Source organism: Gluconacetobacter entanii (assembly GCF_013155425.1).
Classification (GTDB): Bacteria; Pseudomonadota; Alphaproteobacteria; order Acetobacterales; family Acetobacteraceae; genus Novacetimonas; species Novacetimonas entanii.
This window is the reverse complement of sequence record NZ_JABJWD010000030.1, coordinates 1-19567: the sequence shown is the minus strand read 5'-3', so window position 1 is coordinate 19567 and position 19567 is coordinate 1. Positions and strand designations below refer to the sequence as shown.

Annotated in this window: 18 protein-coding genes and 1 riboswitch; of the genes, 11 read left to right on the top strand and 7 right to left on the bottom strand. The window is 65.7% G+C overall.

Annotation, left to right across the window (positions count from 1 at the left end; genetic code table 11):
* Positions 1-31 precede the first annotated feature (31 nt).
* Both HNH97_RS06045 and HNH97_RS06040 read left to right on the top strand, forming a co-directional pair.
* A complete protein-coding gene (locus HNH97_RS06045) occupies positions 32-1102 on the top strand; it encodes a lysylphosphatidylglycerol synthase domain-containing protein (RefSeq protein WP_110913614.1) in 1071 nt (356 codons plus the stop codon).
* Between the two features lie 36 nt (positions 1103-1138).
* The gene (locus HNH97_RS06040) at positions 1139-2044 is read left to right on the top strand and encodes a prephenate/arogenate dehydrogenase family protein (RefSeq protein ID WP_171790241.1); all 906 of its coding nucleotides are present in this window, start codon (positions 1139-1141) and stop codon (positions 2042-2044) included.
* 110 nt (positions 2045-2154) lie between these two features.
* On the opposite strand, the gene pyk is transcribed toward HNH97_RS06040, so the two are convergent.
* From pyk to HNH97_RS06020, 4 genes are all read right to left on the bottom strand, one after another.
* The gene (gene pyk, locus HNH97_RS06035) at positions 2155-3597 is read right to left on the bottom strand and encodes a pyruvate kinase (protein WP_171790240.1); all 1443 of its coding nucleotides are present in this window, start codon (positions 3595-3597) and stop codon (positions 2155-2157) included.
* Between the two features lie 133 nt (positions 3598-3730).
* On the bottom strand, positions 3731-4777 hold the full coding sequence (locus HNH97_RS06030) for an SH3 domain-containing protein (RefSeq protein ID WP_171790239.1): 1047 nt from the start codon (positions 4775-4777) through the stop codon (positions 3731-3733).
* A gap of 17 nt (positions 4778-4794) precedes the next feature.
* Positions 4795-5205 carry a hypothetical protein gene (locus HNH97_RS06025; RefSeq protein WP_265176041.1) on the bottom strand — a complete coding sequence of 137 codons (411 nt, stop codon included), beginning with the start codon at positions 5203-5205 and terminating at the stop codon, positions 4795-4797.
* A complete protein-coding gene (locus HNH97_RS06020; protein ID WP_171790238.1) occupies positions 5202-6035 on the bottom strand; it encodes a HesA/MoeB/ThiF family protein in 834 nt (277 codons plus the stop codon). The genes HNH97_RS06025 and HNH97_RS06020 overlap by 4 nt, the downstream gene beginning before the upstream one ends.
* 162 nt (positions 6036-6197) lie before the next feature.
* Between HNH97_RS06020 and HNH97_RS06015 the strand changes: the two genes are divergently transcribed.
* Positions 6198-6821 (top strand): DUF2939 domain-containing protein, encoded by a 624-nt coding sequence (locus HNH97_RS06015; RefSeq protein ID WP_171790237.1) that lies wholly within the window; start codon positions 6198-6200, stop codon positions 6819-6821.
* A gap of 63 nt (positions 6822-6884) precedes the next feature.
* On the opposite strand, the gene HNH97_RS06010 is transcribed toward HNH97_RS06015, so the two are convergent.
* Positions 6885-7112: a DUF3126 family protein gene (locus HNH97_RS06010; protein WP_003616619.1), complete on the bottom strand. Its 228-nt coding sequence runs from the start codon at positions 7110-7112 to the stop codon at positions 6885-6887.
* Positions 7113-7382: 270 nt separating this feature from the next.
* Here HNH97_RS06010 and HNH97_RS06005 point away from each other — a divergent pair, with 270 nt between their 5' ends.
* Complete coding sequence (locus tag HNH97_RS06005) at positions 7383-7937, top strand: hypothetical protein (RefSeq protein ID WP_216657554.1); 555 nt, start codon at positions 7383-7385, stop codon at positions 7935-7937.
* On the opposite strand, the gene HNH97_RS06000 is transcribed toward HNH97_RS06005, so the two are convergent.
* Positions 7909-9753, bottom strand: coding sequence for a hypothetical protein (locus HNH97_RS06000; protein WP_407716832.1), 1845 nt, complete (start codon positions 9751-9753; stop codon positions 7909-7911). The two genes, HNH97_RS06005 and HNH97_RS06000, sit on opposite strands and share 29 nt — an antisense overlap.
* A gap of 326 nt (positions 9754-10079) precedes the next feature.
* On the opposite strand from HNH97_RS06000, the gene HNH97_RS05995 reads away from it, so the two are divergent.
* The 7 genes from HNH97_RS05995 (at position 10080) to HNH97_RS05965 (ending at position 18887) form a co-directional block, all read left to right on the top strand.
* Positions 10080-11006 carry an MIP/aquaporin family protein gene (locus tag HNH97_RS05995; protein WP_171790236.1) on the top strand — a complete coding sequence of 309 codons (927 nt, stop codon included), beginning with the start codon at positions 10080-10082 and terminating at the stop codon, positions 11004-11006.
* Positions 11007-11291: 285 nt separating this feature from the next.
* Positions 11292-11454: riboswitch (FMN riboswitch) on the top strand.
* Positions 11455-11547: 93 nt separating this feature from the next.
* Entirely contained in the window at positions 11548-12621 is a 1074-nt protein-coding gene (gene ribD / locus HNH97_RS05990; protein ID WP_171790263.1) for a bifunctional diaminohydroxyphosphoribosylaminopyrimidine deaminase/5-amino-6-(5-phosphoribosylamino)uracil reductase RibD, read from the top strand.
* Entirely contained in the window at positions 12603-13217 is a 615-nt protein-coding gene (locus HNH97_RS05985; RefSeq protein WP_110913620.1) for a riboflavin synthase, read from the top strand. The genes ribD and HNH97_RS05985 overlap by 19 nt, the downstream gene beginning before the upstream one ends.
* Positions 13217-14485: a 3,4-dihydroxy-2-butanone-4-phosphate synthase gene (gene ribB, locus HNH97_RS05980; protein WP_171790261.1), complete on the top strand. Its 1269-nt coding sequence runs from the start codon at positions 13217-13219 to the stop codon at positions 14483-14485. Before HNH97_RS05985 ends, ribB begins: the two co-directional genes overlap by 1 nt.
* Positions 14486-14507: 22 nt before the next feature.
* A complete protein-coding gene (gene ribH / locus HNH97_RS05975; protein WP_171790235.1) occupies positions 14508-14993 on the top strand; it encodes a 6,7-dimethyl-8-ribityllumazine synthase in 486 nt (161 codons plus the stop codon).
* 71 nt (positions 14994-15064) lie between these two features.
* The gene (locus tag HNH97_RS05970; RefSeq protein ID WP_171790234.1) at positions 15065-16081 is read left to right on the top strand and encodes a lysylphosphatidylglycerol synthase domain-containing protein; all 1017 of its coding nucleotides are present in this window, start codon (positions 15065-15067) and stop codon (positions 16079-16081) included.
* A gap of 211 nt (positions 16082-16292) precedes the next feature.
* Positions 16293-18887 (top strand): MMPL family transporter, encoded by a 2595-nt coding sequence (locus HNH97_RS05965; protein WP_171790233.1) that lies wholly within the window; start codon positions 16293-16295, stop codon positions 18885-18887.
* 155 nt (positions 18888-19042) lie between these two features.
* Here HNH97_RS05965 and HNH97_RS05960 read toward each other — a convergent pair whose 3' ends face one another.
* Positions 19043-19279: a DUF3297 family protein gene (locus tag HNH97_RS05960; RefSeq protein WP_003616637.1), complete on the bottom strand. Its 237-nt coding sequence runs from the start codon at positions 19277-19279 to the stop codon at positions 19043-19045.
* Between the last annotated feature and the right edge of the window lie 288 nt (positions 19280-19567).

Sequence of the window (19567 nt, the reverse complement as noted above, 5' to 3'; positions counted from 1 at the left end):
TTCGGCTTAACAGACGCATTACGGATCTTTCTTGAGAAAGCTTACCATCCTGCTGGCCTTCCTTGGCCTGGCCCTACTTACCGGTTGCACGGCGTGGCTTGGCGCGGGCTCCGTCATGAAGGCGATCGTGTCGATCGGCTTCGTCGGATTCATGGCGACCGTGCTGGCGCAGCTTGCAGTCGATGCAATACTGGGTCTTGCATGGCACGCGGCTTGTCGTGACATTTCCGTCCGCCAACTGCTGGTCTCGCGCATGATTCGTGATGCGGCGGCGTCATGCCTGCCCTTCTCCCAGCTCGGGGGGATGGTGATCGGCATCCGCGCGACATGCTCCAGCCACCTGTTCGCGGGGCGGCGCGGCCGCACCATCAGCGGGCCGGAAGCGGCGTGCGCGAACCTCGTGGACATCACGACGGAGGTGATGGGCCAGATCCTGTTCATCCTGACCGCCGTGCTGTGCCTTGTCGCCCACCAGCAGTCCAGCCCCTTCGCCAAGCCGGTGATCATCGGGCTTGTGCTGCTGACGATGGGAATCGGCGGGTTCATCTGGACGCAGCAGCACGGGGGATCGCTGCTCAAGCGCGCGGGCCGCATGCTGGGCCACAACATGGCGACGCAGTGGCAGGACGCGATGATGAGCAGCGCCGACAGCCTGCAGGAACGCTTTGACGAGATCTGGTCCCATCCCCGCCGCATCGCGGAGGCCGCATTCCTGCATTATATCGGCTGGCTGGGCAGTGCCGCGACGATCTGGGTTGCGTATTATTTCCTTGGCGCGAAGCTCAGCTTCAGCGGCGCCATCGCCATCGAGGGCGTGGCCTGCGGCATCATGTCCGTCTCCTTCCTGGTCCCTGCCGGGCTTGGCGTGCAGGAAGCGGCCTATATCGCGCTGGGCTCGGCCTTTGGCATCGCGCCGTCCATCTCGCTCGGCCTGTCGCTGCTGCGGCGCGGGCGCGAACTTGTGATCGGCATCCCGATGCTGCTGGGATGGCAGGCCATGGAAATGCGCAGCCTGCGCCACACCCCGCAGCAGGACCGCGAGGAAGCGAAGGAGGCAACCTCCCCCGTCGCCGCCCCGTCCACCACCCCACCGGGCAAGTAGCCCTTCCGCCCCGCACAGATCCCATCCGGTGCCGCCATGACCGCAACACCTTCCGCCCCCCTGTTCGACAGGCTGGTCATCATCGGACCGGGCCTGATCGGCTCGTCCATCCTGCGCCGCGCCATGCTGGATCGCAGCATCGCGCGCGAACTCGTCGCCAGCGACATCAACCCGCAGGTCTGCGAACGGGTGCGTGAACTCGGCATCGCCGACCGGGTGGTGCAGGATGCGAAAGAGGCCGTGCGCGACGCGGACTGCGTGATTTTGTGCGTGCCGGTGGGGGTGATCGGCACGGTTGCGGCGCAGGTCGCACCCGCGATGAAGCACGGCGCGATCCTGAGCGAGGTGGGATCGACCAAGGTTTCGGTCATCAACGCCGTGCTGCCTGCGCTGGCGTCACGTCCCGATATCGCCTTCGTGCCCGCGCACCCGATGGCGGGCACGGAATATTCCGGCCCGGACGCGGGATTCCCCAGCCTGTTTGAAAACCGCTGGTGCCTGCTGCTGCCGCTGGAGAACACGCCCAAGGATGCGGTGGCGCGTATTTCCGCCATGTGGGAGGCGATGGGCGCGCGCCTGCGCACCATGACGCCCGAACATCATGACCGGGTCTGCGCCATCGTCAGCCACCTGCCGCACCTGCTGGCCTTCACCATCTGCGGCACGGCGGACGACCTTGCAGATGAAACACGCTCCGAAGTGCTGGATTTCGCGGCGTCGGGCTTTCGCGACTTCACCCGCATCGCGGCGTCGGACCCGACGATGTGGCGCGACATCTTCCTCAACAACCGTGAGGCGCTGCTGGAGATGCTCGACCGGTTCATGGCCGATGCGCAGGCCATGGCCGACGCCATCCGCAGGGGGGATGACACGATCATCGTCGATCGCATCACACGCGGGCGCGCCATCCGGCGCACCCTGATCGAAAACCATCAGGCCTGAAATTCATAAAAGTTTCTGGGTGTTGCCTTTTTTGAAAAAGGCGACGTCCTTGAAGCTTTTTAAAAAAAGCTTCACCAAAAACTTTTATTACTTATCAGTGCTTTATTACCTTATTTTACCCGTGCGACACGCAGGGTATTGGTGCTGCCGGTAACCCCAAAGGGCAGGCCCGCGGCAATGACCACCGCATCCCCCGGCCCGGCGCAGCGCGACAGTGTTGCGGCCTCCAGCGCCTGGTCCACCACGGTCTCGATGCCATAGACCGGCACCTCCTGCCCCGCCGACAGCGCGACGACGCCCCATGCGACACACAGCCTGCGCGCGATTTCATCCGTGGGCGTCAGGCCAATGATGGCGCAGTCGGGCCGTTCGCGCGAAATGCGCAGCGCCGTACGCCCCGCCAGCGTAAAGGCCACGATGACCGGCGCATCCACCGACACCGCTACCTGCCGTGACGCGGCGGCGATGGCATCGGCCACCGTACTGTCAACCGGCGGTGGGGTGGCGGCCTGCATCGTCAGGTTCCATCCCGCATCCCCTTCCACGCTGCGTACGATGCGGTCCATCATCGCCACCGCCTCACGCGGGTAATCGCCCACGGCGGTTTCCGCCGACAGCATGACCGCATCCGCCCCGTCGAACACCGCCGTCGCCACATCCGACGCCTCCGCCCGGGTGGGGGTCGGGGCGTGGACCATGCTTTCGAGCATCTGCGTCGCGATGATGACGGGACGGCCCATGCGGCGTGCGATGCGGATGATCTGCTTCTGCGCCACCGGCACCTGTTCGGGCGGCAGTTCGACACCAAGGTCGCCGCGCGCCACCATCACCACGTCCGACAGGGCTATGACCTCATCCACGCATTCCATGGCCTGCGGCTTTTCCAGCTTGGTCAGGATCCAGGCCTGCCCCTCCACCAGTTCGCGCGCCTCGCGCACGTCCTCCGGGCGTTGGACAAAGGACAGGCCGATATATTCCACCCCCAGTTCGAGGGCGAAGGCGAGGTCCGCGCGGTCCTTTTCGGTAATGGCGGGAATCGGCAGGACCACATCGGGCACGTTGACGCCCTTGCGGTCCGAAAGCGGCCCGCCGACCATCACCTGCGTCAGGAGGTGATCCGCGCCCTTTTCGCACACCTCCAGCCGCAGCCTGCCGTCATCAAGCAGCAGGCTGCTGCCGGTCGCGGCGGCCTCGATGATTTCGGGATGCGGCAGGTGGACCCGCGTCTCGTCACCGGGACGGGCGTCGAGGTCGAGGCGGAACATCGCGCCGGGCCGCAGGGTGACGCTGCCTTCGGCAAAGGTGCCGACCCGCAGCTTCGGCCCCTGCAGGTCGGCCAGCACGCCAAGCGGCCGCTGGAGTTCAGCCTCCACCGCGCGGATGGTCGCATGGCGCTGCGCATGTTCGGCGTGCAGCCCATGGGAGAAATTGAGGCGGAACACATTGACGCCGGCATCCGCCAGCGCACGTATGGTAGCGTAGCTGGACGTGGCCGGCCCCAGCGTCGCCACGATCTTGGTGCGTCGCTGGTCATGCGCGAATAAAGGGTCCATCGGGAATCCTCTTTGCCGGACGGACGCGACATGCGCCCGTCACGGCCCTTGCCTGAACCGACATTCCCGATGCGTGCCCGACAGGCGTGCAGGCAGCAGGGAATGCCCCGTCACCGCACACGCCCGACCATAATCAGGACGGCGCGATGACTTCCTGCGGCAGCAGCCCCCACAGCGCCTGGCGTTCCAGCCAGCCGGAGTACTGCTTCACCGTGACCTGGCACCAGCCCGAACCCGCCGGGCACTGGCGCAGCGTCCCCACCACTCCGGGCTTGAGCACCGCGACGATGGAGGACGTGGGATCGGCCTTCGCCCGCAGCATGACGCCACCGGGCACGGCCGCCGCCTGCGCGGCGTCAGCCACGTGCCCGACGATGCGGCTGTCGGCACGGCCAATGACATCCGTTTCCTTTTCGGATGGCTGGCCGGTCTGCTGCGTATCACCCTGGACTGGCTGCCCCGGTATGACAAACGTGCGCGTCCCCACCAGGGTTGCCTGATGCACCCATCCTTTCTGCCCGTCCGCGCCCTCCACCAGACGCCAGACATCGAATTCACGCTCGATCTTCACCGGCAGGCCGCGACGATGGTACACCCAGTCGATGGGATAACGCTGTCCCGGTCCCGCGCGCAGGTTGACCTCGTCCGCGCGGAACGCGGCAAAGCGCGGCAGTGGCAGGCCGGTCACGCTGCCCTTGTCCGGGGCCATGCCGGCGGCGCCGGGGGGCGGGGTGGCACCGGACGCGACGGCGGCGGCACCTGCTGCCGCAGCACCCGCCGCAACCGGGGCCGCGACCGCCGCCGGGTGGGGATGGTGATGTGCGGGCGCTGCAGGGGGGGCAGTGGCCGCGGCGGCGGCATGCTCATGCCTGTGGGCCGCCTTGTGCCCGGCATGGGCCTCCTTCTTTTCCTTTTCCGCCGCCGTTCCCTTGTGATGGTGCGCGCCATGATGATGGGCATGGTGCGCGTCCGCCTGCGTCGTGGTGGAGGCTGTCGCGGTCGCCGCCGCATACGCGCCCCACGTCATGCCGCCCCCCAGAAGGGGCACCAGCACGGCCGCGACATGCGCGACACCCCACAGGTGACGCGACCGCATCCCGAAGCGGGAGGCCGCCAGAGTGTTCACCGCCCGCGCGGTGGAAACATGCGGTGCACAAACATGCCGCGTGCCTTGCGCCATCGCGTTCCTCGATCCTTTTATAACGTTATGACCTGCCGCCCCCGGGCGGCATCCAGGAATGTCGGCACCCCCGCGACACGCACCGAAGCCAGCAGCGCCTCGTGCCGCAGACCACATAGCCTCAGTCCCGCCTCGCACGCCAGCAGGTCGCAGTCCAGTTCCACCACCGCGTCACGCAGGGTCTCGAACGTGGCGACCCCGCGTGCCGCCATCTGGGCATCCTGCCCCGCATCGCGCAATCCGCGCCAGTCCCGCGCCAGCGCCTGCACGCCGCCCCCCGCCGCGAACAGCACGACCGAACGCCCCAGCGCAAGCCCCGACACCGCAAGGACCAGCGCATAATGTGCCCGTTCATACCCCCCGTCGAGCAGCAGGATCGCAAGATCCTCCGGCGCGGGCGCGCCGCCGCCGGGTGTCACCGCCGTCACGATGCCGCCACCGGGTCATGCGCGCATGCCGCACCGGCAGGCGCGCCGTGATGGGCCGAAAGGTCATGGATGGTGGCATGGTCCCCGCACAGGTGGCAGTCCGGGTCCCGCGACAGGCGGATGGTATGGAACCGCATCGCCAGCGCATCCCACACCAGCAGGCGTCCCGACAGCCCCTCCCCGATGCCGAGGAGCTCCTTGAGCACCTCCGTCGCCTGCAGGGTGCCCATCACGCCGGTCACCGCACCGAACACCCCGGCCTGCGCGCATGACGGCACCATCCCCACGGGCGGGGCGGACGGATACAGGCAGCGATAGCACGGCCCCCCGTCATGCGGGCGGAAGGTCGAAAGCTGCCCCTCGAACCGCAGCACCGCGGCGGAAACCAGCGTGCGGCGTTCCAGCGCGCACGCATCGGCCAGCAGGTAGCGGGTGGCGAAATTGTCGCACCCGTCGCACACGATATCATATCCGCGCACCAGTTCGCGCACATTGTCCGGCCCCAGCCGGATGTTATGACAATCGACCGTGACACCGGGATTGAGCGCGCGCATCGCCTCCGCCGCCGAATCGACTTTTGCATGGCCGACCCGCGCCGTGACATGGGCGATCTGGCGCTGCAGGTTCGACAGGTCCACCACATCGTCATCCACCAGACCGATCCGCCCCACGCCGGCGGCGGCAAGGTAAAGCGCGAGTGGGGAGCCAAGCCCCCCGGCCCCGATGATCAGGACACGGGATTTCAACAGGGTTTCCTGCCCCGTGCCGCCGACCTCCGGCAGGAGGATGTGGCGTGCGTAGCGCTGTATCTCGTCTTCGGAAAAATCCATCCGTCACCCCCGGCCCGATGTTGTTTCAAGGCCCGTGGAGCCCTTGATAAAATCACAATTTCGTGATGTCATGGGTGTCATTTCATGAAACCAATGCATGCCCGATATGTTTCCAGTATAGTGCGGGCTGACCGCGAAACCACCATGGGGGAATATAAAACAATGTCTTCTCTTTCCCGCATGAAAATCCCGTCGGCGCTGTCGGAACTCCGCAGGCAGCAGGCGCGCTGGATCTGTGCCGGGACATTCGCCGCGGCGACATCGCTGTATGCCGCCTCGCCCTTCGTCACGCTGTGGTCGATTTCATCCGCCATCCAGAGCCACGACATGCACGGCCTTGGGGAGACGCTGCGCTGGGGTTCCGTGCGCGACAGCCTCAAGACACAGGCGGTCAGTGAACTGCTGGGTGAAAAACCGGCGGATGACGACCTGCCGGAATTCGGGGCCTCGTTCGCCTCCACCGCCGTATCGAACGCCATCGACACGAACGTGACCGAAAACAACCTTGGCGAGATCGTTGACCACCTTGTCCCGCAGGGACAGGTGACGGCGACCTTCACCCCGCTGGCCTTCGTGCAGCGGGTGCATGCGCGATTCGTCAAGCCCGGCCTGTTCGAGACGAGCATCGTCATGCCCGGCCATGAACGCGAAACGCCGCTGCGCCTGCAGATGCGCATCCATGCGTTCCAGTGGAAGATCCATCGCATCGACCTGCCGACCTCGCGGCAGCCACTGATGGAAGCCTCCGCCACGCAGGCCCAGCCCCCCGCCATCACCCGGCACTGATCCTTACGGGTCAGGCCGGGGAAAACGCAGGCACGCAGGCCCGCATGAAATGCGCGGCGTGGTTCAGCGCGCGGGCGGCAGGTCTTCTTCCAGAACCGTCATGTGCACGGCGTAGGACACTTCGCCCTCGTCCTCGTCACGGTGGATGGTGCCCACGACCTCGCCATTGACGGCAAGTTCGACCGACAGGCCCGCACGCGGCGGGGCGTTGACGGTCAGGCCGGGGGAGCCGAGCAGGCGGCGCAGGCAGGTCTGCAGGCGGCTGATCTCGGATGTGGAAATGGCGCTCATCGGTCTTGTCTCTCCTTGGTGGGTGGATATGGCGGGATCACGAACATGCCCATACGCAGGGCGGATGGAAAACCGGAAATGTCGCGGCCTGCCGGGCCGTGCCCGCTGCACAATGGTGAAATGCGGATATTGCCGCACGCTATAGGCATATGGCGTGCCCCCCGCAACCGCTCCGTGCCCATGATTTTCCCCATCACTGCCCCGTGATTGCCACGAAGTCGCGGTCTTTTGCCACTTACAGGTTCAACAACAACATCATGGGAAAAAAGTTTGCGGATACGCTCCCTCCCCCGCCTCGTGCTGTTCTGGCTGCTGCTTGCGCTGCCCATCGGGCTGACCGCGCTTGCGGCCGGCACCCCTGCGACGCCCGGCGCCCCGGTGGAGGCGTCGCGCGTGCTCACCGCGCGGGGGCTTGCGACGCAGATCCACGAGAACGGCGCACGGGAAAGCGTGGCGCAACTGAACCGGCAGCAGGCATGGCCGCATGTGATCCGCGCCGTCTCCGCCGGGTGGGACGGATGGATCGAACTGGTGCCCGACCTGATCGCCAGTACCGACAGCGCACATGCCAGCGCCCTGCAGGCGGCGCTGCGACGGGGGCTTGCGCATAATCCGCATGCGGTGCTCCAGGTCCTCGACCCCGGCAACGGGCCGGTGCTGGGCGGTGGGCGCATCTGTGCCGATGCCGGCATGACCCGGCGCTGGCGCGCCAGCGCGATCGCGGGCGTGCGCAAGGTGCATGACATCCACCTCAACCATCAGGTGGAGGACTGCCTCACCGCGCTGCATGCCCCGCTTACTGAAACGGCAGATAACGGAAAGTGACGTAGATCGTGTTGCCGCCGGTGGTCGGGTCGATCCGCTGCCCCGCGCCGTTCGTGCCGGAGAATGCGATCTTGTGGACGTAGGTGTACTGCACGCCGGTCATCACCGCGCCATAGCGGCCCTGCAGCATGTGCCACCATCCACCGATCGTCATGTCGGCGATGGTGCGGGTCTGCGCGTTGCAGGTGCTGGAGGTGATCTGCTCGATATCGCACGATTCGAGGTCGAGGTCGCTCACGCCATAGCCGTACTGCCGCCCGTCGAGGCCACGATAGGTATTGCGGCCCGCCGTCTCGATCCCGCCATAGAGATAGAGCAGCACATTGTTCGTCGGATGCCCGATCAGCCCGAGGCTGCCGATCAGTTCGGGAATGGGCGCGGGCGTGCCGTCGGCCTTGAACGTGGCGTCGGAGATCATCGACGGCCCATAGCGCCCGATCCCCCTGCCCGCCAGCACGTTGCCCGTCACCTGCAGGTATTTGGGGATGGCATGGACGGTGATGTCCCCGCCGACACCGCCGGCAAAGGAAATCCGCTCGCGGATCGAATTGGTGTTGTAGGCCTTTTCCAGCGCCTTGAACCAACGTGCCAGCCCATAGACCTCGTAATGGGCAAGTTTGGTATCGAGCGCACCCTTCAGCACGATGTCGGGCGCGACATCCATGCTGTATTTGGCATCGGGGTTGAGCATGCCGGTGCCGGAATTGTTGTACAGGATGTCCGTCCCGCCACGCATGCCCACGCCCGGCTGCAGCGTGCCGTCATCCAGCATGCCATCAGATTCCGCAAAGGCGACCTGCGGGGCCTCGAACGACAGGCCGACCCACCATTTGCGGCCGAAATCCTTGATGAAGCGGATCTGGGGCACGCGGGTGAAGACGATGCCGGGGATCTGGTTGTTGTCCACCACGGGGGGCAACTGCTCATGCCGCGACAGGAGGCCCTGCGTGTATCCGGTCGTCAGGCTCCACGCCTGCCCCGCCAGCACATGGAACCCCCATTTCGTATCGCTGTAGGTCATGTAGGCCTGGCGGATACGCGGGGTGTAGCTGTTGGTCTGGTAACTGTTGGCGGTGCCGGCGGCGCCACCGAAATCGGTCTCGATATAGGCCGAAAGCACCTGATGGTCCGTAGGCGTCCCCTGCAGCAGCACACTGAGGCGCGTCAACTGTGCCGAAGGACGGTATTCCCCGGTATGGGCGTTGGGACTGTTGGCGTAGGGGAAGCTGCCCCAGCTTGTGGCCGGGCCGCTGGTCAGGTTCTTGCTGCGATAGATGTTGGAAAAGTCGATGAACCCGCCAAGACGCACCGACACGCCGCCAATGCGGAAGACCGGCGGCAGGCTGTCCACGCCGGTCTGGGTGATCGACAGCGGGCTGGAGGAATCCATGTTCAGTTGTGGCTGCGGCTGCGCATTGGCGTCCTGAAGCGCCTCGTTCGCCTCCTCCGCCGCGGTCTGGCTGTCGGCGGACACGGCAGGACCACCGATCGACAGGTGCCGCAGGTCGGGCACGGCATGGGGGTCGATGGGGTGCGATGGCGTCGTACTGCTCGACAGGCTGTTCTGCCGCAGGCCGTGGCTTGCGACCACGTGCCCGCCATTGCCCGGGGCATGGGCGTGATGGGCCTCCAGCCGTTCGACCTTTGCCTCCAGCCTGCGCATCTCCTCACGGATGGCCTGGATTTCGCTCAGGTCGTCGGCATGGGCCGGCAGGGCGGCAAAGGCCGCGACAATCCCCGACAGCGCCATGACCGCGCCACGCACCGCCCCACGGCGGGGGGCTTCCCCGTCGCGGTTGCGGACAGGGTCATGCATTTTCTGCCAACAGCACATCGGTCCGGCACGCAGTCCCTAAAGCAGCTAAAAGAACATCATCGCATGTGTGACAACAGCCCTGACGGATACAGCGACAGGCAAGGCGCGGGCAATATGGGCGCACACAAGTATTTCATGTCACGATCGTGTTTTTTGTCGCATACACTTTGCGGGATGCTGGTCCATCAATAAAAATAAGAAAAACAGTTATTTAATTATTATTGAATTCAGCATCTTATATTCGCATGATTATATATATTTCATAACATTTCTTCCTGTAGACAAGGGGTCCGCGCCAGTTTTCCGGCGCAAGGGCCAGTCACTGCATGGAAGGAAGCGGCGTGAACATCAGTCCTGCTTCATCATCCCCCGCTCCCCACGGAAAGAACCGCCCCACGCAGGAGGACCGCCCCCTGTCCGGGGCCGCCCATCCCGACCATCCCCTGCACTGGACACTGTATGGCTGCGAAATGGTGGCGACTGCGGTCATGATGATCTGCGGCATTGTCGCCGTCGCGGTGCTGACGGTGCCGCAGGGGATCGTGGGGGCGTGGCTTGTCCCCCATCCCATCATCCAGACCGCGCTGTGCGGCCTGTTCTTCGGCCTGTCGGGCACGGTCGCGGCCATAACCCCGTTCGGCAAGGTCAGTGGCGCACATCTGAACCCGTCGGTCTCGCTGGCGTTCGCGCTGGCGGGGAAACTCGGCTGGATCGACCTGTGCGGCTACATCATCGCGCAGGTGATCGGCGCGTGCCTTGGCACATGGCTGCTGGCCTGTGCCGCGACACTGTTCCCCTTCTGGGGCCATCTGGTGACGGCGGCGGGATACGCGGCGACGGTGCCCGCGCAGCAGGTGCCCATCCTGTGGCCGCTGGTGACGGAACTGGTGCTGACGGCGCTGCTGATCCTCATGCTCTACTGGCTGGCGGGCCATCCGCGTTTCAAGGAACTGACGCCATGGGCGGGCGGCCTGTTCTTCCTGCTGCTCAACCCCGTGTCCGCATGGCTGTCGGGCAACAGTTCCAACCTTGCCCGCAGCTTTGCCCCGGCGGTGTTTTCGGGGCAGTGGACGTCGTTCTGGATCTATGCCATCGGCCCGTTCGCGGGGGCGTCGCTGTCGGTGCTGGCAATCCGCACGCACCTGTTCGGCCATCTGGAGGTGGAGGAAGCGCGCCTGGTCAATTTCGGCCATCACGGGCGGGTGCCCTCCCTGTGGCATCCGACGCGCAAGCGGGCGGAGACGGGGGAATAGGGGTTTTCGGGTGTCGTCCTGCCTTTGAAAAGGCGGCGTTCCTTGAAGCTTTTTGAAAAAAGCTTCACCAAAAACTTTTATTCGAAAAAATCCTTGGCCCTGAAGCCAGATTCATTGAGCAGGTTATGGTTTCCAAAGGGCAATGCCCTTTGGCGGGTTTCAGGGCAGAGCCCTGAACCTTTCCCCCCTCTCGGCGAATGTGATCGGGGACGGGGCTTGCAATTGCCTGTCATTCTTCCCAAACTATAACGCAGTTGATGGGCCGGTTCATGGGAACCGGTCCGCAGACGTTCTCGGGGCGGGGCGCAATTCCCCACCGGCGGTGTTTGACGGGGCCTTGCGGCCCCGCCATCAGTCCGCGAGCGCCTGACGGCATCGGCCGACAGGGACAGCAGACCCGGTGAGACCCCGGGACCGACGGTTACAGTCCGGATGATAGAGAACGCATGTCAGGATGTCCGTCCCCGGCCATGGGGGCGGCATGCAGGCGTCGTACGCCCCGGGTCCGTCCGCATAGTGGATGGAGAGTAGCGTCGTGGACATGTCGGCCGGACATGCACGCACACGAACTGGGGCGCAGGAACTTCCCCCCCATATCGGACACGCCTTCCGCGCGGCGGTGGCGGATGCCGTACGCCATGTCGGCGCGACGGCGCCCAACCCGCCCGTGGGCTGTGCGATACTGGACGCTGCCGGCGCCATCCTGTGCACCGGCGCGCACCATCGTGCAGGTACCCCCCATGCGGAGGCCCGGGCCATCGCGCTGTGCCGCGAACTCGGCCTGATCGAACGCGCCCATACCATCGTCGTAACCCTTGAACCCTGCAACCACACCGGCCGCACCGGGCCGTGTTCGCAGGCCATCATGGGCACCCCCATCCGCACCGTGTGGATCGGGGCGGCGGACCCGAACCCCAATGTCGCGGGCGGTGGGGCGGATTACCTGCGTGACCATGGATGTGACGTGCGGTTCCTGTCCGATGTGAGCGGTCCGGAGGCCGCAGGACTGGCGCGGCAGTGCCGGGGCCTGATCGCCCCGTTCGCCCGCCTGACCCGCACAGGACGGGCATGGATCACGGTCAAGCAGGCGCTCGACATCAATGGGTCAATGGTGCCCCCTGTCGGCCGCACGACCTTTACCTCCGCCGCGGCCCTCGACCTCGCCCATCGCCTGCGCCGCGCGACCGATGCCGTGGTGACCGCCACCGGCACCATCGCGGCAGACCGGCCCGGCCTCGACGTGCGGCGCGTGAGCGACCATCCGGGCCGCAGGGCGCGCCTGCTGGTGGCCTGCACCACGCGCGGGCAGGTGGATGCGGCCTACATCGCGCAGGCCGAGGCACGCGGCTTCGACGTGCGGACCTGCACCGACATCACGCACCTGCCGGACCTGCTGGGACAGGCGGGGGCGATGTGGGCGCTGGTGGAGGCAGGGCCGACCCTGCTGTCGGCGCTGCGCATGCATGACATCTGGGATGACTGGCTGACGATCGGGGTGAACCCTGACGGGACGGAGACGATGGGCGTCGCCATCCGCGACGGCAATGACACGCCGCTATGCCTGTTTCCCGAACTGGATATCCCGAAAGGAGCGACATGTTTTCAGGGATCATAGAACATCTGGGAACCGTCACCACGACGCAGCGCGGCGAACGCGACCTGGAGGTCGCGGTGGCAACCGGCATTGCGGACCTGTCGCTGGGTGAAAGCATCGCGGTCAATGGCGTGTGCCTGACGGTGACGACGTTCGATCCGGCGGGCAACGCCACGTTCTTCATCAGTCCCGAAACGCTGGACTGTACCTCGCTGCGGCATCTCGCACCGGGGCGGCGCGTCAACCTCGAACGCGCGGTCACGCCTGCGACACGCCTGTCGGGCCATATCGTGCAGGGGCATGTGGACGCCACCGCGCGCCTGCTGTCGGTCACGCCGGACGGGGACGCCCGCCACATCGCCTTTGCCGTGCCCGCGCGCCTGCGCCGCTACCTCGTGGACAAGGGGTCGATCACCCTTGACGGCATCAGCCTGACGCTCAACGCCGTCGGCGCCCCAGGCGAGGATGGCGGGCCTGACGAATTCCGCATCGAACTCATGATCATCCCCCACACGTGGGAACACACCACGCTGGGCACGCTGACGCCCGGCGCGGAGGTGAACGTGGAGGTGGATGTCATCGCAAAATACGTGGAGTCATTATGCCAGTACCGTTGATGCCCCCCCGGCTGGAAGAAGCGGTCGCGACGATCCGGCGTGGCGGGATGGTCATCCTTGTCGATGACGAGGACCGCGAGAACGAGGGCGACCTGGTGATGGCGGCCGAGCTTGTCACGCCGGAGGCGATCAATTTCATGATCACCCATGCCCGTGGCCTGGTGTGCATGCCGCTGGCCCCGGCCATCGTGACGCAGCTTGGCCTGCCGATGATGACGCAGGTCAACACCTGCCCGCGCGGCACGGCCTTCACCGTCTCCATCGAGGCGCGCGAGGGCGTGACCACCGGCATTTCGGCCGCCGACCGCGCGCGCACCATCCTTGCCGCCGTGGCCCCGGATGCGCAGCCATCGGACCTCGTCTCGCCGGGGCATATCTTCCCGCTGCGCGCGAAGCCGGGCGGGACGCTGGAACGCGATGGCCATACCGAGGCCTCGATCGACCTCGCCCGCCTTGCAGGCCTGATCCCCGCCGCCGTGATCTGCGAGATCACGAACGACGACGGCACCATGTCGCGCATGGACGACCTGCGTCCCTTCGCCACAAAGCACGGACTGCCGATCCTTTCCATCGCCGAACTCGCGGCGTGGCTGCGCGCCCGGGCCGAGGCGAGCGCCGCACCGGGCGAGACGGCCTCCCCCTTCCCGCGCGTGGAGCAGGTGGCGCAGGCGAGACTGCCGAGTCGCTTTGGCGGGGAGGACATGATCATCCACGCCTTCCGCGCGCCCGACGGGACGGAACATGTCGCGATGGTCAAGGGCCAGCCCGACGCAAAGGGGACCGTGCCGCTGGTGCGGCTGCATTCCGAATGTGTCACGGGCGATGCGCTGGGATCGCTGCGCTGCGACTGCGGCGCGCAGCTTCAGGCGGCGCTGGAACGGATCGACCGTGCGGAATCCGGCGTGCTGGTCTACCTGCAGGGGCATGAGGGACGCGGCATCGGGCTTGCGAACAAGATCCGCGCCTATGCGCTGCAGGACATGGGACTCGACACCGTGGACGCCAATCACCGCCTCGGCTTTGACACCGATGCGCGGGACTGGAACGTCGCCGCCGACATCCTGCGCGCGCTGGGAATCGGGGCGCTGGACCTGATGACCAACAATCCCGACAAGGTCAGCGCCCTGACGCAGCGCGGGTTCACCGTGCGCAAGCGCATGGCCCTCGACATCGCGCCCAACCCGTTCAACCGCGCCTATCTGGATGCCAAGCGCACCCGCATGGGCCACAAGCTCTGCCTGCCCGCGACCGCCCCGGTCGCGGACTGAGGCCCCCTTCAGGAAACAGTTGATGAGTACAAACATCCCCTCCACCACCGTGGACCTGACCTTCGCCCGGACGCCGCGCCTGGCCATCGTGGTCAGCAGGTTCAATGAAGACGTGACCCATGGCCTGCGTGACGGCGCGCTGGCGTGGCTGCGTGAACATGACATCGCCATGCGCGACGATGATGTCATGTATGCCCCCGGCGCCTATGAACTGCCGCTGCTGGCGCAGACGCTGGCGAAAACCGGGCGTTACGACGGGGTGGTCTGCCTTGGCTGCGTCATCAAGGGTGAGACCGCGCATTTCGAGTTCATCAGCCTTGGCGCCACCATTGGCCTGATGCAGGCGTCGCTTTCGACCGAGGTGCCGGTCGCGTTCGGGGTGGTAACGACCTACACCGATGAACAGGCGATCGCGCGTTCGCGCGACGACATCCACAACAAGGGACGCGAGGCCGTGGCCGCCTGTGTCGAAAGTCTTGCATTGATACAGAAAATAAGAGGCTGTTAAGGTTGTAGCGCACCCGCGCGCGGTGGCCCCGCGCGCGACATGGACAACGGCGCGCGACAAGAGGACGGCGGATGAGGCTGATCACTTTCATCGCCGGAACATTCGGGATCGGGCTGACGGTATGGATGCTCTCCCGTTTCGGCCTGCATGACATCCTTGCCCTGATCGCCACGGGCGGATGGAGCATTGCGGTCGTCATCATCTTCCATGCAACCCAGGTCTGCGCCTCCGCCCTTGCGTGGAAGATACTGGCCGAAAGCCACCGCCGTCCCCTGCCGCTGGGCGATTTCCTTGCGCTGCGCTGCGCGCGCGAAGGGATCAACAACCTCCTTCCGGTGGCGCAGGTCGGCGGCGAGGTCATTACCGCGCGCCTGCTGTCACGCCGCCATGGGGTGGGCCTGCGCCGGGCGGCGGCATCGACCATCTGCGACCTGACGATCGAACTGCTCAGCCAGGTGACGTTCACGCTCATCGGGCTCGGGGTTCTGTTCTGCCTCGTCAACCGCTCCGCCGTGACGGACGAACTGATGGAAAGCGCAGGCGCGGCCCTGCTGCTTGGCGCGGTGTTCTTCGGCAGCCAGTACCTCGGCGCGGTGTCCCTGATCGAGGGACTGCTGATGCGCATCGCGGCCCACCTTGGCTGGGGCGGGATGGAGGACATCCGCGGCCTGCACCATGAAATCATCACGCTGTACAAGACACGCTCCAGTTCGCTCCGCGCGGGCGCGCTGCAGTTGCTGGGATGGTCGCTTGGCACGTTCGAGGTCAGCATCATCATGCATGGCGTCGGCCACCCGCTGTCGCTGGGGCAGTGCCTTGTGATCGAAAGCGTGGGGCAGGCGGCGAAATCCGCGGGCTTCGCCGTGCCCGGAGCGCTTGGCGTGTCCGAGGGGGGCTACATCATCATCGCCGGCCTGTTCGGGGTGTCGCCACAGGTCGCCATCGCACTGTCGCTCATCAAACGATTGCGTGAGATCGCATGGGGCCTGCCGTCGCTGGTGGGATGGCAGTGGATGGAACTGCACTGGATCGTGCCGGAGGACGCGAAAAACCCCGCGCACGGCACGGAGATTCCGGAACAGTCATGAACGCCGCGCCCCGCATTCCCACGCCGCGATGACGCCCCCCTGCCGCCGTCGCGCGCTGGCCTGCGCCATGTTGATGACATGGATGGGGGCCATGGTAACAAAGAACCGCCTTGCATCACATGTGCTTCATGGGCCAAACCGAGGCTCTTCCACCCGGTGCCAGGACGAAATACGCATCGGCAACGGTTTCTGAAGGGCTGAATAACTCGTCATGCTGTCGGTACCCCTTGGGCGTCTTGTCGCGTTCTGTTCCAACCGGGCCATTGCGGTGGTCCTGGCCTTTGCCGTTCTGGTCGGGGGGGCAGTTTATGCAAGCTATGCGCGGCTGGGCGTCACCACGGATACGGGGACGATGTTCTCCTCCGACCTGCCGTGGAAGCAGCGCTCGGACGAGATGGGGCGCCTGTTCCCGCAGAAACAGGACCAACTGGTCGCGGTGATCGACGCGGCCCTGCCGGAAGAGGCGCAGCAGACGGCCATCGACCTTGCCGCACGGCTTAAGGGCGATCACACGCATTTCAATTACGTCACCACGCCACAGACCGACCCCTACCTCGTGCGCAACGGGTTGATGTTCCTTGACCCCAAGGCACTGGAGCGGGTGCTGGACACCACCATCACAGCCCAGCCCTTCCTTGGGCAGCTTGCGGCCGACCCGTCGGGGCGCGGCCTGTTTGGCGCGCTGTCGATGATCGCGCTGGGCATCGAACATGGCGAAGGCGACCTCAAGGGGTTCCAGTCCGCGCTGTCGGGCTTTGCCACCACGCTGGACCATGCGGCGCAGGGCCATCCGGAGACGATGTCGTGGGAACGGCTGCTGGCCGGTGACCTTGCCGACCTTGGCGGCAAGTACCAGTTCGTCGTGACGCAGCCCAAGCTTGACTACGACTCGTTCCAGCCCGGCGGGGCCGCCGCCGACGCCATGCGCGACGCCGCGCGCGACCTGCCGTTCGTGAAATCCGGGCGGGCGCACATCCACATCACCGGCGACATCCAGATCGCGGACGAGGAATTCGCGACCGTGGCCGAAGGCATGGTGGCCGGCCTGCTCGGCTCGCTGGTGCTGGTGACGCTGTGGCTGGTTCTTGCGGTCCATACGTGGCGGCTGATCGCACCGATCATCATCACGCTGGTCTCCGGCCTGCTGCTGACCACCGGCTTCGCAGCGCTGGCGGTGGGGAAGCTGAACCTGATTTCCGTGGCGTTCGCCATCCTGTTCGTCGGCATCGCGGTGGATTTCGCCATCCAGTTCTGCGTGCGTTTCCGTGCGCAGTCCCTGCCCAACGGGGTCGTGCCCACACTGCATGATGCGCTGGAACGCACGGGCAATGAGACCGGGCACCAGATCCTGGTTGCCGCAACCGCGACCTCCGCCGGGTTCCTTGCCTTTACGCCCACCGCCTTTGTCGGCGTGGCGCAGTTGGGCCTGATCGCGGGCTTTGGCATGATCTTCGCCTTTGTCTGCACGCTGACGCTGCTGCCGGCACTGCTGCGGATCTTCCGCCCCACGGCGGGCCATGGCGCGGTCGGCTTCGCCTTTGCCAAGCCGATCGACATCAGCATCCGCCGTCATCGCAAGCCGATCCTGGCCGTGTTCGCCTGCCTTGCCCTGCTGGGGGCCGGGCTGATCCCGACGCTGACGTTCGATGCCGACCCGCTGCATACCAAGAACCCCAAGTCCGAGGGCATGGTCACGCTGGGCATGCTGATGTCGGAGCCGCAATATTCGCCCTACTCCGTCGATGTGCTGATGCCCAACCTCGATCAGGCGCACACAATGTCGGACAAGCTGTCGCAACTGCCGCTGGTGCATGATGCGCTGTGGCTGGGATCGCTGGTGCCGTCCGACCAGAATACCAAGCTGCCGATGATCCAGGATGCGGCGAACATCATGCTGCCGACCCTGATCGTCCCCAACCCCAAGCCCGCACCGGACGCCAACGCCCTGCGTGAAGCCGCCGCGAAAACGGCGGCCGACCTTGGCGGCGTGCTGGACAAGCTGGCGGCCAACGACCCGCTGCGCCAGATCCAGTCCACGCTGGCGCGCCTGTCGCATGCGGATGACCAGACGATCCTCGCCACGAATGAGGCACTGGTCCATTTCCTGCCGATGCAGTTGGACATGCTGCGCACCATGCTGCAGGCCAAGCCGGTGTCGATTTCCGACGTGCCGCCGATCCTTGCCAACGATTACCTGCTGCCTGACGGCCGCGCACTGGTGGAGGTGCATCCCACCAAGCAGATGACCGGCAACACCGCGCTGCACCGTTATGTGGACGAAATCAAGAAGGTCGCGCCCACGGCGGCGGGTAGCGCCATCGACATCGTCGAAAGTGCGGCGACCATGGTCCATGCCTTCGTCATGGCCGCGTGTGCGGCGATCGTGATGATCGGCATCATCCTGTCGGTCGCCCTGCGCCGCCTGCTGGATTCGGCGCTGGTGCTGGCACCGCTGCTGCTGTCGGCGCTGATGACGGTCATCCTGATCGTGTTCGTGCCGGAACAGTTGAACTTCGCCAACATCATCGCCCTTCCCCTGCTGCTGGGCGTGGGCGTGTCGTTCAACATCTATTTCGTCATGAACTGGCGCGCGGGCGTGAAGATGCCGCTGTCGAGTCCCACGGCGCGCGCGGTCCTGTTCTCCGCCCTGACGACCGGCACGGCGTTCGGTTCGCTGGCGGCATCGCACCATCCGGGCACGGCCAGCATGGGCCGCCTGCTGCTGCTGTCGCTGGCCTGCACGCTGGTCGCGACGCTGGTCTTCGTGCCGGCGCTGCTGCCCAAGCGGGCGATTGACGAGGAATAAGGCTCAGGGGCGCTGCCCCTGAAACCCCGCCAAAGGTCGCGGACCTTTGGAAACCGTTACTTTTAAACGAATCAGGGTGCAGGGATCGTGATCCCTGCCGGGTCCGGGCAGCGCCCGGATATCGCCCGCGCAGGACTGCCTTCGCGGGAGGTAATTCAGTCCTTGATCCAGACCTCGACCGGGCCGCGCACCAGCATGGTCATCGGGTTGCCGTGGCGATCCGTGCTCTTGCCGACGGCGAGGCGGACCCAGCCTTCACTGATGCAGTATTCCTCGACATTGTTCTTCTCGATCCCCTTGAAGCGGACGCCGATACCGCGTTCAAGCAGGGCCTCGTTGTAAAACGGGCTGGAGGGATTGGCGGACAGGCGATCGGGAACGGTCTCGGTCATGTGCGCTCTCTTTCAGTGTGCAAAAAATCCAAGTGTGCCTGACATAGCGGCTTCGTCCCGGTAATCCAAGCAGCGGATACGGCGATGGACGGACATGCATGCAGCGCCCCTCCGTCATGTCATGGCAGGGGACATCGGCATGCATGAAAACATGGACAAACACCCCCGAAACCACGGATATGAAACCCTGAAATCCTCCGTCGTGCCGACCGTCACATCTCCTGTGCCGCCCGCCCTGCCCCAGAGCCACGTTCCCATGTCCAGTGCCGCCCCCACCGCGTCTTCCCG